Annotated in this window: 13 protein-coding genes; 3 read left to right on the forward strand and 10 right to left on the reverse strand. The window is 49.0% G+C overall.

What is annotated here, in order from left to right:
- Window positions 1–41: 41 nt before the first annotated feature.
- The 3 genes from AB4875_RS15530 to AB4875_RS15540 are packed head-to-tail and all read left to right on the forward strand — an operon-like array spanning window position 42 to window position 3,030.
- Window positions 42–1,103, forward strand: a complete 1,062-nt coding sequence (locus tag AB4875_RS15530; protein WP_368376968.1) for an MJ1255/VC2487 family glycosyltransferase — start codon at window positions 42–44, stop codon at window positions 1,101–1,103.
- A gap of 8 nt (window positions 1,104–1,111) precedes the next feature.
- Window positions 1,112–2,242: a DUF2817 domain-containing protein gene (locus tag AB4875_RS15535; protein ID WP_368376969.1), complete on the forward strand. Its 1,131-nt coding sequence runs from the start codon at window positions 1,112–1,114 to the stop codon at window positions 2,240–2,242.
- Window positions 2,239–3,030, forward strand: coding sequence for an alpha/beta fold hydrolase (locus AB4875_RS15540; protein ID WP_368376970.1), 792 nt, complete (start codon window positions 2,239–2,241; stop codon window positions 3,028–3,030). Before AB4875_RS15535 ends, AB4875_RS15540 begins: the two co-directional genes overlap by 4 nt.
- Window positions 3,031–3,192: 162 nt before the next feature.
- Here the strand turns inward: AB4875_RS15540 and AB4875_RS15545 are convergent, their stop codons facing one another.
- The 10 genes from AB4875_RS15545 to AB4875_RS15590 form a co-directional block, all read right to left on the reverse strand.
- The gene (locus tag AB4875_RS15545; RefSeq protein ID WP_368376971.1) at window positions 3,193–3,660 is read right to left on the reverse strand and encodes a helix-turn-helix transcriptional regulator; all 468 of its coding nucleotides are present in this window, start codon (window positions 3,658–3,660) and stop codon (window positions 3,193–3,195) included.
- A 42-nt stretch (window positions 3,661–3,702) separates the two neighbouring features.
- The gene (locus AB4875_RS15550; protein WP_368376972.1) at window positions 3,703–4,254 is read right to left on the reverse strand and encodes a cytochrome b/b6 domain-containing protein; all 552 of its coding nucleotides are present in this window, start codon (window positions 4,252–4,254) and stop codon (window positions 3,703–3,705) included.
- 333 nt (window positions 4,255–4,587) lie between these two features.
- Window positions 4,588–6,327: a bifunctional ornithine lipid synthase OlsF gene (gene olsF, locus AB4875_RS15555; RefSeq protein ID WP_368376973.1), complete on the reverse strand. Its 1,740-nt coding sequence runs from the start codon at window positions 6,325–6,327 to the stop codon at window positions 4,588–4,590.
- 18 nt (window positions 6,328–6,345) lie between these two features.
- On the reverse strand, window positions 6,346–7,164 hold the full coding sequence (locus AB4875_RS15560; RefSeq protein ID WP_368376974.1) for a UDP-2,3-diacylglucosamine diphosphatase: 819 nt from the start codon (window positions 7,162–7,164) through the stop codon (window positions 6,346–6,348).
- Between the two features lie 265 nt (window positions 7,165–7,429).
- Window positions 7,430–7,846 carry a response regulator gene (locus tag AB4875_RS15565; RefSeq protein WP_368376975.1) on the reverse strand — a complete coding sequence of 139 codons (417 nt, stop codon included), beginning with the start codon at window positions 7,844–7,846 and terminating at the stop codon, window positions 7,430–7,432.
- On the reverse strand, window positions 7,833–9,833 hold the full coding sequence (locus AB4875_RS15570) for a sensor histidine kinase (RefSeq protein ID WP_368376976.1): 2,001 nt from the start codon (window positions 9,831–9,833) through the stop codon (window positions 7,833–7,835). The genes AB4875_RS15565 and AB4875_RS15570 overlap by 14 nt, the downstream gene beginning before the upstream one ends.
- Window positions 9,834–10,003: 170 nt before the next feature.
- On the reverse strand, window positions 10,004–10,699 hold the full coding sequence (locus AB4875_RS15575; protein WP_368376977.1) for a phosphoglycolate phosphatase: 696 nt from the start codon (window positions 10,697–10,699) through the stop codon (window positions 10,004–10,006).
- On the reverse strand, window positions 10,696–11,364 hold the full coding sequence (gene rpe, locus AB4875_RS15580; protein ID WP_368376978.1) for a ribulose-phosphate 3-epimerase: 669 nt from the start codon (window positions 11,362–11,364) through the stop codon (window positions 10,696–10,698). The genes AB4875_RS15575 and rpe overlap by 4 nt, the downstream gene beginning before the upstream one ends.
- Window positions 11,365–11,472: 108 nt before the next feature.
- On the reverse strand, window positions 11,473–12,168 hold the full coding sequence (gene murU / locus AB4875_RS15585; RefSeq protein WP_438273534.1) for an N-acetylmuramate alpha-1-phosphate uridylyltransferase MurU: 696 nt from the start codon (window positions 12,166–12,168) through the stop codon (window positions 11,473–11,475).
- Window positions 12,169–12,173: 5 nt separating this feature from the next.
- Complete coding sequence (locus AB4875_RS15590; protein WP_368376980.1) at window positions 12,174–13,208, reverse strand: aminoglycoside phosphotransferase family protein; 1,035 nt, start codon at window positions 13,206–13,208, stop codon at window positions 12,174–12,176.
- Window positions 13,209–13,267: the final 59 nt, after the last annotated feature.

A 13,267-nucleotide genomic window follows, 5' to 3' on the forward strand; every position in this document is an offset into this window, starting at 1 on the left:
TATGACCTTAGCCAGCGCGCTCCCAACACCAGAGACCGATTATGAAACTGCTTTACGGCGTACAGGGAACCGGTAACGGCCATATCTCCCGCGCCCGCATGATGGCCAAGCACTTTACGGAAAAAAATGTCGACGTCCGCTTTTTATTTTCAGGACGCGCATCCGAACAGTATTTTGATATGGACATTTTTGGTGACTACCAGCTCCGCGACGGGCTCACATTCGCCACTGACAAAGGTAGTATCAGCGCGCTAAAAACCTTGGCTCAGCTTAAACCACTGACCTTTATTCGCGATGTTCGCAATCTTGATCTGAGTAGCTATGACGCCGTGATAACCGACTTTGAACCGGTCACGGCCTGGGCCGCTAGGCTACAAAAAAAGCCTATTATAGGCGTCGGCCACCAGTATGCATTTGACTACCCAGAGGTCCCACAAAGTGGCGTGGACTTGCGCAACCGACTAATTATGCGGTTCTTTGCACCAGTGCAATATCGACTGGGCTTACACTGGAGTCACTTCAACGCCAACATCGCACCACCTATCATCAATCCCGACGAGATTCGCCAGCCCTGCACCACACCCCCACATATTGTGGTGTATCTCCCCTTTGAGGATCAGCGGCAGGTTAGTGAAGTACTAGCAAAATTCCCGAAACAGAAATTTATTCAGTACGCGCCTCAGCTAGAACGTGAGGAATGCGGAAATATCAGCCGCCGGCCCACCAGCTTGCACGATTTTAAACACCAGCTCTGTCATGCCAAGGGCGTTATATGCAATGCCGGCTTTGAGTTAATCAGCGAATGCTTGCACATGGGGATTCCCGCCTTAGCCAAGCCGGTTGCCGGCCAAGCAGAGCAATTAGGAAACGCCGCCGCCTTGAAACAGCTCGGGCTCGCCAGCGTAATGCACGATTTTTCGGCAATCGATATTGAGAACTGGCTCGCCAATACCCCCTCACAGCGGCCCGCCCACTACCCCGATGTTGCGGCGGCAATCTGCGACTGGCTGCTAAGTGGCGAGTGGCATGACAGCAGTGGTTTAGTGTCCTCACTCTGGGAACAAAGCGGTCGACCTAGTCATACGATTGCGGCAACGGGCTGACATTATTAATGAAATATAGCGATCGAGACCACCCTCAGAATCTTTCGGTCAGTATGGAAAGCGCGCTGCACGGACCCGAGCTACCCGATTTTACTGATGTTATGGACGAATGCCGCGGTCGGCTGCGCAACCGCTTGTCTGAACTGATCTCTATGGAGCAGCTTTGCCGTCAGGCCGGTGACTTAATTTCTACCCGTACCGAAGCGCTCATTGACGTTAAGGACTTCACCCTGCCCTTGGTGTCACTTACCATTGGCAACCCTCATACCGCAAAACATTGCCTACTGCTGACCGCCGGTATTCACGGCGTGGAACGCATCGGCACCCAGGTTTTACTAGCGTGGTTAGAAACGGTTATTGAGCGTTGTCGCTGGGACGCCCTTTGGCGCGCGCAGTTTAATACCGATATTGCCATCGTGGCGGTACCTATCGTCAATCCCGGCGGCATGCTTCAGGACTCACGCTGCAATCCCAACGGGGTTGACTTGAATCGTCACGCCCCTATCGACGCTGAAGACAAGGTACCTTTTTTGATTGGCGGTCAGCGCATTTCAAAAGCGATTCCCTGGTATCGAGGTAAACGTGGCGCAGAAGCTGAAGTTGAATTTGTCGCCCTGCAAAATATAATCAATCGTTACTGCCAGATAGATCGTCCGAGTATGCTTATCGATTTTCACTCCGGCTTCGGCTTTCAAGATCAGCTCTGGATTCCCTATGCCTATCGGCGCCAACCCATTGACGACATTGCTAGCTACGTTGCACTTAAATTACTGTGGGAGCGCAATTTCCCCCATCACAATTACGTCTTTGGCCCGCAGGCGATGCACTACCTAAGCCACGGTGATATCTGGGATTACTTCCATCGCCAATGCCGCGCCGACGGTATCACCCTGCTGCCGCTGACCTTAGAAATGGGATCATGGCTGTGGGTTAAAAAACACCCCCAACAACTGTTTAGCTTTGCGGGATTATTCAACCCGACTGTGCCCCATCGCCAAGCCAGGGTCTTGCGAGGCCACCTACTACTGATTGACTTCCTACTCGCCGCAGCTCGGAATATCGAGTACTGGCAGCCCAGTGGCGAGCAGGAGCGTGAAATGCAGCAGATGGCACAGAGTCTTTGGTATCGGCAGTTATGACAGCCCTAGACACCGCACAAGGCCGTTACACGCCCGATATTAAACACTGGATATTTCTTCGTGGTCTAAGTCGCGAGCAAGCGCACTGGGGAGACTTTATACAGCGCTGCGAGGCCGAACTTGGCTGGTGCTGCCACGCCATTGACCTACCAGGATTCGGCAGCGAGCATCAGCGCCCCTCGCCGCTCACTATCGCTGATATTCGCCGCGACGTTCAACAGCGACTGCCACAGGACATCATCGCCAGCGGGCAAGCCTTTGGCGTGGTGGCGCTTTCTTTAGGTGCTATGGTTGCGCTAGATTGGTTAGCGGCGGCGCCCAAAGACATTGCCAAGGCCATTTTTATCAGTAGCAGCAGCGCAGATTGCGGACTACTTAAACGCATAAAACCCAGCGCCATTCCCACCACCGCCCGCGCACTCTTAGCCACTTCACACCCTAGCCAAGAACGCGCCATACTCAAGATGGTAAGCAATAACAAAGCCCAACACGCCGAGTTACTAGACCAGTGGTGCCGCATTCGAGCACTGCGCCCAGCCAGTAAACGCAATGTACTGCGCCAGCTTATTGCCGCATCGACATTCAAATCACCGCCAGCCACTAGTATTTACAATGCTAAGGGCCATTTCATCAGTAGCCGCGCCGACCGCATGGTTTCCTATCAATGCAGTGAATACCTTGCCAAAAAATATCACTGCTGGCTGACACTGCATAATACCGCCGGTCATGACCTACCGATTGATGATGCCGCGTGGTTAATTGGCGTATTCAAAACAATCCAAGGCTAAAGTCACAGTTGCTCGCCATTTGCGGCTGTGCGCCATTCAATAATTGCGATAGCGAATACTTTATTTAGAGAAGGGAACTAGAAAGACCGCCAGAGTAGGACCGAGAGAGATCACTCACAGCCAACACGCCTGTCCTTAGTAAAATACCAAATCTACCCGCCGCTACAGCTCACTCATTAAGTCTTCAATAAAGTGGGCGGATAATTCATGTCTTCCTGCATATCCAGATTTCGCGTAGACAGTACTCGCCTGCAGCCGGACGGTTTTTTCCTTCACATTACGAAGACTGGCAACCTCCTTCATTGATAACCCTTTGATAAGCAGCAAGGCGACCTCGCTCTCTGACGGCGTCAATCCCCACTGGTTAAATTGCTCGCGAATAACGGTCAGTAGCTCTCCTGCAAGCCTTGCATTTTTAGACTTCTCTTCCCTGATAACCAAGCTCAACTGCCTGACATGTTGCAATTCACGAAATAAAATAATGGCAATAGCGACAAACACGCTGAACTCAATAAGAACATGCAGGCGACTATCTCCACCGCCGGCAATATCAGTGATGATATCGTAAGCAAAAAACAAACTTGCCGATGCCAGCACCATTGCCGGCAGATACTTGAGCAATATCTTCATCTATCTCCCGCATATCTCATACCTAGTATGCTGCCGGTATTTTCATCTATTGAACATTTTCTTCCAAATGGCCTCGCCACTCAAGGTATGGAGTATGACAGCGCCGACGTGCAGGGCTAAATATAATGGAATTAGGGATTCACCCACTTCATGCGTCTCCTCAATAAATTCAAATATACTGCTATCAACGCCGCTTCCAAGTACAAATAACGCGGTACCGCTTATCGCCATCCATGCAAACAATATTAAGCCAAAGGCTTGGGTGATGCCCGACAAGCCTTGATGAGGGCCGCGCTCGGGCACACCCAGTCTTAATAGTGTTCTCAGATCTTCTAGAGCCAAGCCCCACTGACGCCGCGAAAATGGCGACCATCCCCTGAAAGAAAGTGCTTGCTGACCGCTAAGCCCCGCCGAAATCCGCAGTAACATAAAGGCAGCCAAGGAAAGTCCCAAATAAGCATGGGCTAAATAGCCTAGCGATTCAGCACTGCCCTCAGCCCATTCGCCCGTTAAAAACGCGGTAATACCAAATACCGCAATCCCCAGGTGAATGGCCTTGGCGTACGTCGGATAAGAGTGCGTATGTTCTACCATGACAAGCTCCAAATAACAGACTAACAATTAACTTCCAGGAACTAAGTTATCCTGTATTTGCAGCAAAGGAATTGGGCAAACCCCCAGTATCAGCGCATTAGGGCATATGTCCTATGGGATTTTGCTCGCTCAATACATAGTCGATATCTCGACAAGGTCGCCGAGACGCGCAAGACGTTTTGTAAATACCAAGAAAAAATATCGGTGGTCTAGAGAAAAGGCTAATGACCCAAAGCTTGCCCCCTTTCTCAAGCGGAAACAGACTTTGGCCATATACGATCCCGAGGGAAGCTGAGCTATATATTGATTTTCATTTGGCCTAGGCTGGCGAGCTTAGGCCGCTTTTGGCTGCTGCCCCGCCGACGATGTTTCACCTAAATAGCGTTTGCGGCGAGCTGGCTTCATTTTTTCTATGTCCACCAGCACCAGGCCGTCGATGCAGTCGGCAAAGTCCGGGTCTACATTAAAGGCGGTAAAGCTTACCCCGCCGTCTTCACACAGCTCGGTATATTGCTTATACAAAGTGGGCACCGAGCAGCCCATCGTCGCCAGCTGCTCTTTAAGTGTGGCGAACTCGCCGCGATAGTCTTCACCGCCAAATACCGTTTCAGTCAATTCACTTCTGTAGGGACTGTTAGCCTTGGCCCATGGCTGCGTTGTCGGGAAGTGAGTCTGATAAAATTGAATCAACAAATCCTTCGCACCACGCGGCAGGCTATCGCTTAGGCTGACTGGGCCGAATAAGTAGCGGACCTCTGGGTAGCGACGCAGGTAAGTGCCCAGGCCCTGCCAGAGATAATCCAGACCATTTCGCCCCCAGTAACGCGGCTGCACGAAGCTCCGCCCCAATTCAGCGCCGCACTCAAAATACTCTTCCGCATAGGGGATCTGATACTCAAACAGCGACTCGCTATATAAGGTCTCTCCTTCTGCTAAATCTTTAATCCGCTTTAAACGATAAGCTCCCACCAACTCCAATTGGTTTTCATCCCACAGCACAATATGATCGTAATAGGCGTCAAAGGCGTCTACATCACGACGATGGCCAGTGCCTTCACCTACGGCGCGAAAGCTCACCTCACGCAAGCGGCCTATCTCACGCATCACGGTGCAATCGCCACTGTATTGATAGCAGTAAATTTCCATGCCGTCGCGGGTGCTACCAAGGTGGTCACATTGGCGGATAGCCCGGCGTAACTCCTGCCTGTCCTCAGGGTGAGCTACCGCCTGCGCAACAGGCATAAAGCAGGGCTCGCCACCGCGCTTGCGACGACCTAATTTGTAAATATGCTTTTTAAACAGCCTAACTTTTGCAGGCGCAGTCAAAGGCAGCTTTTCGTAGATATCGGCTTCAATTGCCGGGCCAATGGTGACTCTTACGGTACGATTACTCTGTTTGAACATCTCTCGAATCAGCCACAGCGTCGACAAGGGTTTCGCCAGCAAAGACAGAGCGTAGAAAAACACCGAATTGCGAGCGTTAATATGCACCGGCAAAATAGGCGCCTTGGCTTTACTCGCAAATTTAATGAAACCATTGCGCCAGCGGCCGTCGCGAATACCTGCAGGGCTGAATCGAGAGACTTCTCCGGCAGGAAATATGATAACCGCACCTTCCGCACTAAGATGATCGTGAATAGCTTGCAGGTTCTCTCTGCGATTACGTTTACCGCTCATATTATCTACCGGCAACAGCAATGAGCGCAGCGGCTTGATCGCATAGAGCAATTCGTTGGCGATCACTTTAACGTCGCTGCGAACTTCTGAAACCAGTTTTAATAGGGCCAAGCCGTCGAGACTACCGATAGGATGATTGGAAATTATCACCACCCGGCCGCTTACGGGAATACGCTCTTTATCCAGCGCGCTAACCGCGTAACCAAAGTCAAAGTAGTCCAGGCACTTTTCGACAAAATCTAAGCCTTGGATATAGGGGTAGTCTTTCTCGAATTGCTTAAATTCCGCCTCGTGAAACAAGTATTTCAAGAGCGCTGATAAGGTTCGCTTTATACGCGGATTGCCCTTGGAGATCTTAGGAAATTGCTCATCAATCACAGAATCAACAGAAATCATAATATCTACTCCAGGTTATTATCCGGCGCGACGCAGCGGCAATAATTGCGCTTTCGCTGGGCCGCCATTATCCGCCATGCTTTGCAATAAGGTCTGATGCTCGGTCCATTGCACCAGTTCTAAATTCCCTTGATAGGTTTCACCCAACAAGGTGCAGTTCTCAATCCAGTCGCCGTCATTGCAATACATTAGACCTTTGATATTTTTCAGTGCCGGCTGATGAATATGGCCACAGATAACACCATCTAATCCACGCCTTGAGGCCTCTTTGACCGCCGCCTCCTCAAAGACGCTAATCACATTTCTAGCATTGGGAATTCGCTGCTTTATATACGTCGCTAAAGACCAATAATTGTGGCCAAAGCGATTCCGCAACACATTAGCCCAGCGGTTCAAAAACAATAAGAAATCGTAGGCTACATCTCCCACTAGATGCTCCCATTTACGCAAGCGTATATGCTCGTCAAGGCAGTCGCCGTGGAACATCAACAAGCGTTTGCCGTTCAATGTGGTATGAATAGCTTCACGCTTTATCTCGATAGGCCCAAGAATATGGCCAACATAGTCACGCAATGGCTCGTCATGATTACCGGGTATATATACCAGCCGGGTGCCGCTACTGGCTTTCGCGAATAAAGCTCTAACCACATCGTAGTGACTGGCTGGCCAGAAGAAGCTGCGCTTAAGCGCCCACAGATCGACGATGTCGCCAACCAGATAAAGTGTTTCGCATTCAACACTGTTAAGAAAATCAAGAAGGTAGTCAGCACGGCAATCTTTAAAGCCGAGATGAATATCGGATAGCCAAATAGTTTTGTATCGCTGTCTTGTTTCCACTCACATGCATCCTCTCTATGCATTTATCGCAAGATTAGGACTTTAAGGTGACAAACAGAGGGCTTTTTGAAGACAAATTTATGACAGCGTTATGAGCGAGGAATACAGGAAAGCTTAAGTAGCATAACTAGCGGAGGTCCATACGTGAGCGCACACTGCTAGCGACTTGTTTTAGAGATCAACTCAAAAATGTATAGATTCAGTGACTATATTGGGCTTTTTTAACCAATAGCATCAGCACGCTTATAGACCGCTATGACGACAGCTAGCGTGCGCAGCCCGGATAGAATTCCGCCAAAATTTCATCGATTTTTTCAAGTGTCAAAGGCTTGCTAGCGAACGCTTTCACACCGGCAATCGCAGTCGCTCTCGCTTCGTCATCGGGATTTAAAGAGGTAGTCAACATTACTACGACGGCGCCTGCCTGATGTTCAACGGGAAGCAAAGCATATTGCTCCAAAAATTCCCAGCCGTTCAGAACCGGCATATTTAGATCCAAGAATATCAATTCGGGGGCTGTATCCCTCCTCCTAGATATAGCAGAAAGATAATCAATTGCTTCACTACCATTCATAAATTCCGTAATAGTTTCGGCGAATCCATATTTTTCAATCACCAATTTATGTATGTAATTAGTTGCTTTGCAATCATCAATTAATAAAACGTGTTTAAGCTTGTTCATTAGCGCCACCTCGCAAGCTAAAATAGAATGTGGAGCCTTCACCAACAAGCGACTCCAGCCAAATATTGCCACCGTGCATCTGCACAATTTTTTTACAGTGCGCTAAACCAATGCCCGACCCTTCAAAGTCATCGCGATTATTTAGGCGTTGGAAAATATTGAAGATTTTATCAAAATGATCTTTTTTAATACCTATGCCATTATCACGAACACAAAACAACCAAGTATTACCACTGCGCTCAGCGCTAATATGTACACGGGGTGTCACGCCTTGCCGTGAAAACTTTATGCCGTTGGATATCAAATTCTGGAACAACATACCAAGCTCAGTGCGTCTTCCCTCAATGCAGGGCAAATCAGTATAGTGTATCTCTGCATGGGTCTCATCAATACGCGCGGCCAAATCATTGCACACACAACCCAATAGTTTTTGACAATCAACTTCTTCCCATTTCGACTCAGCACCCAGGCGACTATAGTCCAACAAGCCTGTCACCAAGTCTCGCATCCTCTGGATCGATTCTAGAATAAAACCGTGAAAAATCTTAAGCTGCTCGTCTTGTTGCTCAACATTATGTTCAACCAATAGATCAACAAAACTTGCCACTGTTCGCAAGGGTTCCTGTAAATCATGTGATGCTATATAGACAAATTGCTCTATTTCTTGATTTAGCGCGATTAGTCTTTTATTACTATCTTCCAGCTCCGCTTGTGCGACCTTCCTTTCCAGCTCTTCTAGCTGAAATATTTTCTGTCGACTCGACAACTCTTTTATAAACTTATCAAACACTCGAGCGAGGTCACCCACTTCCCCATCCGCAGCCAGTGGCAAATCACTAGGACTGGCGTTTTCCCCGTGGTTAGTCAATGCATCTCGCATTCGCCCTATTGGCATAGCTATCCGCCTTGCAATTAGCAGAGCGAGTAAAATGGCTATCGCAGAGATTGCCATTAAAACCAAATATATCTTGTTCAATAACTGCGACCTAAGCCGCAAGGCATCTGCAAAATCATGGGTTGCCGCAACAATAATTCGGCTACTAAAGACGCCTGAACTGTAATTAATGACACGTAATGAATATATCTTTTGCCCTTCACCCTCGCCGACAACCCCTGTTTTAAAGGTATCACCAGAATCTGTTAGCAAGCTCTTAGCAGCGGGAAAGTCGTCTACAATATTTTCACTGCGGCCATATTCAAACTGGAACTGCTTATCAACACTGGAATGCAATATATACTCGCCGACACTATTGCTTAAAAGTACATCGGTGTCGTCACCAGCCAAGAGCCGCAAACTGTCAAAATCTTCTTGCATATTCTGGTTAATAATTAAAACCCCAAAGACAGAGCCATCATCTGCATACAGCGGCGTCGCCGCCCGAATCACCGGCCTTTCTGGTTTCATTACTTGCCCAAACTCGCGGTTCAGCTCAATATCCGACAAATACACCTCGCCAGATTGCGCCTGTATGGCCTTTTGAAAGTAAGGCCTTGCCGACTTATTTTGGAGCTCATCATCAACAACCACACGAATACTACCATTGTCGCCATAGCGATCTACACGCAGCCACTCTGAGCCATCGGCGAGTATCAAGCGGGCCTGATCATAGCGAACTTTGAAATGGAGTACTTCCGACAAGATAGTTGCCAGCTGCTTACGCCATGCCGCAACACTTAGCCCATCGCGAACATCCGAGCTAGTTTTAGCTCCGGCGTTAACAATTGCTTTAATAGGTGCAGTCCGAGACACGATCAATACATCATTAATAAGTTCTCGAATATTTGATGTGAATTTGACTTTTTCTAAGTCAGAGCTTTGATTTAGCTTGCGCTCTGCAGCCTCTAAGAGCTGCGAATCCAGCTCCTGCATAGTGATCGATATGATGACAATATTACTGGCGATAATCAGTAATACCAATGGAAATAGTATTTGTCGCGCGATACTACCCTTCTCGCCAAAAATGGTTATCCGCGACCAAACCTGCATTTCAGCGCCTTTGAATAAAAAGAGTTAACCATTCACTACTATAGGATGCAGGGAAGGTATTTTCTATTGCAATTATCGAATGTCGTATAGGTGTAAACACTCATTGCAGGGCGCAATTAGAAACGTGTTTATGAATAGAGAAGGCAACATGGACGGAATAACAAGACGCTTTATGTGCGCACTAAATCTAAAAAATGATCGACCAGTAAATCAGGGTTCGCGTCGGAAATAGGCGCGCCGTGGTTATAGCCATAACTCACACAGGCAACGGGCATTCCGGCTGCTCTTGCAGCGCGCACATCGTTGATTGAATCACCCACCATGACGGTGTTTTTAACATCGGCACCGAGTTGCTCACAGGCCAGCAATAATGGTGCCGGATCTGGCTTACGGACAGGCAGAGTGTCACCACCGACCAATGTAGGCATGAAAGTATCCATGCCAAAATGCGCCAAAATTGGATAACTGAATCGCGCTGGCTTATTGGTAACACAGGCCATCTTAATACCCTGTTCGTGCCAAAATGAGAGAGCCTGAAAAACGCCACTATACAAGGTCGTTTGCTGGCAGGTTTGCTCGCCATAGTGCTTAAAAAACACCGCAAGTAATTTATCTGTCAACTCTTCGCTTACTGACGTCTCTGGGATTTCCAAAGCGAATGACAAGGCGCGCACTACTAATTTACGCGCGCCATTACCTACCCAAGATCGGGTTCTTGCAAGACCTGCAGGCTGGTAATTTAACTGCTCTAAGCTTGCATCCAGGGCAGCGGCTAAATCCGGCACACTGTCAATCAGGGTGCCGTCTAAATCGAATAGAATCGCCTTCAGCTCACGGCCCTCAAGGAGGCTCTGCAGTTTTGTCATACGCTGGCTAGTTCACTTCGCATTTTTTCAATGACATCAACATACTCACCGCCATTGAAAATAGCCGAACCAGCCACAAATGTGTCGGCACCGGCCGCGGCGATTTCGGCAATATTCTTGGCTGATATTCCGCCGTCGACTTCCAGACGAATATTCCGACCGGATGCATCGATAAGCGCTCTCACTTCTTTGATTTTATCGATAGTTGACGGAATAAAGCTCTGGCCACCAAAACCGGGATTCACCGACATTAACAAAATCATGTCGAGCTTATCCATGACGTATCTCAATACCTCGGGGCCGACCGCGGGATTCAAGACCAAACCTGCCTTACAGCCCGCATCGCGAATCATCTGCAATGAGCGATCAATATGGGTGGAAGCATCGGGATGGAAAGTAATAATACTGGCACCAGCCTCTGCAAAGTCGGCAATCATCCGATCAACCGGCGAGACCATTAAATGCACATCTATCGGCGCTTTTACGCCGTGTTTACGCAGAGCTTTGCACACCATAGGCCCAATGGTGAGATTGGGCACATAGTGATTATCCATCACATCAAAGTGCACAATGTCTGCGCCGGCTTCTAGCACCGCATCCACTTCCGCACCCAGACAGGCAAAATTTGCCGACAGTATTGAAGGCGCTATCCAGTAATCTGCCATAGTGTTTCTCACTTAATTTATCATTTAATTAAAGTCGTTTTCCCGCGCCCAAAAGCACAAGATCGTTAAATACTCAGGCCGGCATTTTACGCCAAGCTGAGCCTAGATTCAGCTACCAGCTTGAGCCTTTAAATATACGTCTAATGCTGCAAGCCGCTCGGGGGTGCCAATATCCCACCAATTGCCCTCATACAAATCGCCGCTTACCGCCGCTCTAGCCATCGCCGTCTGCATCACCGGTTTCAAGGCGCGTTTGCCGGCGCTAAAATCGCTAAATACCGATGGCCGCCAGACACTGATACCAGAAAATGTATAACTAGCTTCATCCCCGACCACGGTCTTCTCTGTGACTAAACCCGAGGCGCTAAGCCCAAAGTCACCTAAAGGATTATGATCCGGGTTTTTAATCATCACTAAATGGGCTGCATCCGGCCGCTTGGCGATTAAAGTGGCGAAGTCAAAATCCGTCCAAATATCGCCATTAATCAGCAGAAAGGGTTCGTCATTGAAATTGCCATCGCATAACAGCGGCAAGGCCTGGACAACACCGCCAGCGGTTTCCAATGGTGTTTGCTCCCGGGATACCTTTATAACTAGCCCCAAGCGACGCCCGACGCCTGCCAAATAGGCGTCTAACTGATCTGCGAGCCAGGAACAATTCACCACAATGTCGCTAACACCAGCGGCAGCCAGCTTTTCAATATGATAGTCAATGAGCGCCTTACCACCAGCCCGTAGCAGGGGTTTGGGCGTGTGATCCGTCAGCGGTCGCATCCGCGTCCCTAAACCGGCGGCAAGAATCATCGCTTTCACAAATCAAGGCCCGTATACCAAGACTGTCCAACAATAATCGGCATCAATTTTTCTTCAAACCAGCCGCAAAACGGCTCAAATTCAGGGTACTGACTGGCCACACTGAGGGTGTAGGCGATGACTAAAGGCAAGTCGCTCAGGTAGTTAGATTTTCCGTCGCGAAGGTGCAAGCGGGCAAAAATGCCCAGCACTTTGATATGACGCTGCATGCCCATCCAGTCGACATCTTGCAAAAAGTCGGCTTCGCTAATATTACTCAATAGACCCGCCCGCATCGCCATTTGGCGATAGACACCAATCCAATCATCGACCTGCTCCGGGGACCAACTGATATAACAGTCGCGGACAAGAGATACCAGATCGTATGTGATGGGGCCCTGCACTGCGTCTTGAAAATCAATCATGCCTAGGCGTTCATCTGCCAACACCATTAAATTACGACTGTGAAAGTCGCGATGAACCAGCACTTGCGCCTGCTGCAGAGCGCGCTCGATCAATAGATCAAAGACGTTTGTGAGCATCGTTTGCTCATCGACATTTAATTTATACCCCAACAGGCCCTCAACAAACCATTCGGGAAACAGCGCCATTTCGGTCTGGAGGCGCGCACCGTCGTAATGGGGAAGCTCGTGTGCCGTCACCGGAATTGCTTGTAGGGTGAGCAGATTACGAAACGCTTGACGATAATAGTGATCCGCCGCCGCACTATTCACCAACAGCGGGCCCAAAAGCTGATCGCCAAAGTCCTCTTGTAATAAGAAGCCGCGCTCTTGATCCCAAGCTAAAAGCTCTGGCACCCGCGCGCCGTGACGATGCAATAGATCCTGAACCATTGAAAAGGCGAGATTATCTTCTTTCTCTGGCGGCGCATGCACCGCAATCACACTGCCACCGGCATTCAATGGCAGTCGGTAATAATGTCGAAAGCTCGCGTCTCCAGACACCACCTCCAGCGCACTCGCCGCATCGCTCGCCGGCAAAGCCAACTGCTGCAAGCACCAGCTATGCAGCTCGCTCAAAATTTGATCCATATCTTAATTCCGTTAACGACCTAATATTAGAGACCATTGTTATGAGGCATCTACTCAAG

Source organism: Zhongshania sp. R06B22 (assembly GCF_040892595.1).
Classification (GTDB): Bacteria; Pseudomonadota; Gammaproteobacteria; order Pseudomonadales; family Spongiibacteraceae; genus Spongiibacter; species Spongiibacter arctica.

Bases quoted from the DNA above. Each gene is read 5' to 3' on its own strand.
- AB4875_RS15550 (WP_368376972.1), bottom strand. From the start codon at position 4,254: ATGGTAGAACATACGCACTCTTATCCGACGTACGCCAAGGCCATTCAC.
- murU (WP_438273534.1), bottom strand. From the start codon at position 12,168: ATGATTCTTGCCGCCGGTTTAGGGACGCGGATGCGACCGCTGACGGAT.
- AB4875_RS15545 (WP_368376971.1), bottom strand. From the start codon at position 3,660: ATGAAGATATTGCTCAAGTATCTGCCGGCAATGGTGCTGGCATCGGCA.
- AB4875_RS15535 (WP_368376969.1), top strand. From the start codon at position 1,112: ATGAAATATAGCGATCGAGACCACCCTCAGAATCTTTCGGTCAGTATG.
- olsF (WP_368376973.1), bottom strand. From the start codon at position 6,327: ATGATTTCTGTTGATTCTGTGATTGATGAGCAATTTCCTAAGATCTCC.
- AB4875_RS15570 (WP_368376976.1), bottom strand. From the start codon at position 9,833: ATGCAGGTTTGGTCGCGGATAACCATTTTTGGCGAGAAGGGTAGTATC.
- AB4875_RS15575 (WP_368376977.1), bottom strand. From the start codon at position 10,699: ATGACAAAACTGCAGAGCCTCCTTGAGGGCCGTGAGCTGAAGGCGATT.
- AB4875_RS15530 (WP_368376968.1), top strand. From the start codon at position 42: ATGAAACTGCTTTACGGCGTACAGGGAACCGGTAACGGCCATATCTCC.
- AB4875_RS15590 (WP_368376980.1), bottom strand. From the start codon at position 13,208: ATGGATCAAATTTTGAGCGAGCTGCATAGCTGGTGCTTGCAGCAGTTG.
- AB4875_RS15565 (WP_368376975.1), bottom strand. From the start codon at position 7,846: ATGAACAAGCTTAAACACGTTTTATTAATTGATGATTGCAAAGCAACT.
- rpe (WP_368376978.1), bottom strand. From the start codon at position 11,364: ATGGCAGATTACTGGATAGCGCCTTCAATACTGTCGGCAAATTTTGCC.
- AB4875_RS15540 (WP_368376970.1), top strand. From the start codon at position 2,239: ATGACAGCCCTAGACACCGCACAAGGCCGTTACACGCCCGATATTAAA.